This window comes from Vibrio sp. 1078-1, assembly GCF_033340475.1.
In genome coordinates, this window is the sequence record NZ_JAWOWM010000056.1 from 1 (window position 1) to 1,372 (window position 1,372).

General features: G+C 48.1%; 1 protein-coding gene. It reads right to left on the reverse strand.

The window, feature by feature from the left end:
- A partial coding sequence (gene plsB / locus R7190_RS25540; RefSeq protein ID WP_318137639.1) for a glycerol-3-phosphate 1-O-acyltransferase PlsB occupies positions 1-1,372 on the reverse strand: 1,372 nt, incomplete at both ends.

The following is a 1,372-nucleotide window of genomic DNA, read 5'->3' on the forward strand; positions in this document are numbered from 1 at the left end:
TCTTATCGCAGTTGCCGTCGCTATCGAGGTACTCTTGCTGTTTGAGCGTATTGAACATGGCGGTAAACACACCTTTGTCGAAGAACTCTGGCGCGTTGATACCGTGCAGGCGACCTAAACGTTGCGCGATGTCTTGGCTCTTCTGTTCCAGATCCGATTTACCCAATTCAGGGTACGCAACCAATAGGTTCATGGCGATGGAGTAACGCTGCAGCGTCTCAGTAATCGTGCGACCAAGTAGAACCAGCGGTTGGTTGTTTGATTGGTTGATTTCCAATTTGTTGCCATCAAGACAGATCATTTTCTGTTCGGCAAACTCATTCAACGTTTTCACCACAAGGTCGTTTAAATCTTCCTCTTGGTAGCTTAGGAACAGCTCTTTCTTCAAGAATGGGTAGATTTGCGCGACGTTCTCTTGGATTTTCTCCACGGTGAGATTGCGCTGACGAATAATCATCTGGGCAATCAACGATGGCAGCGCAAACAAGTGAATGATGTTGTTGCGATAGTAAGTCATCAGAATCGATTGACTACGATCCAGAGAAATGATGTCGCCCATACTGTCTGTTTCAATCACAAACTTATCTAACGAGATAGCGTGATCAACCAACTCTTCAGCACTTTCTGTTGGGATGGTTGAAGTGCTTGAGTATGGGTTGTTCTTGAGTAGCTTCAAGTAGCACTCAATCTGATTGATCAGAGAATCACGAGACAGTGCACGTTGACGAGAAGCCAACAAGGCCGTTGCACAAAGCGTTAAGGCGTTTGCCGCTGCCGCATCGTTAATGTGCGTCATCATCTTGTTCGCTAGCTCATTGACCACAGGGTTCATCCACTGTGGTTTGCTACCGCCCATGCTATCGATGTCTTTTGTCCACTCTGGCGCGTGCTCGTTAAGGTATTGGTTGAGCTGAATTGGCTCACCGAAGTTCACATAGCCCAAACCAAAGTTACGCAGTTTACGTAGAGTGCGCAGAACAAGACCTGCGTTCTCTTTCTCTTTACGTTTACCGCGCAGTTCTTTGGCGTAAGTGCCTACTTCCATTACGTGCTCGTAACCGATGTAAACCGGTACCAGCGTTACCGGACGGTTTAGACCACGCAGCATCGCTTGAATCGTCATGGCCAACATACCCGTTTTCGCTTGCAGTAAACGACCGGTACGTGAGCGACCACCTTCGCTGAAGTACTCTACCGAGTAGCCTTTTGCAAACAGCTCGGCTAGATACTCGCGGAAAATCGTGGAGTACAGTTTGTTGCCTTTAAAGCTACGACGAATAAAGAATGCACCACCACGACGGAAAATCGGACCCGCAGGGAAGAAGTTCAGGTTGATACCCGCAGCAATGTGCGGTGGCACCATACCTTCATG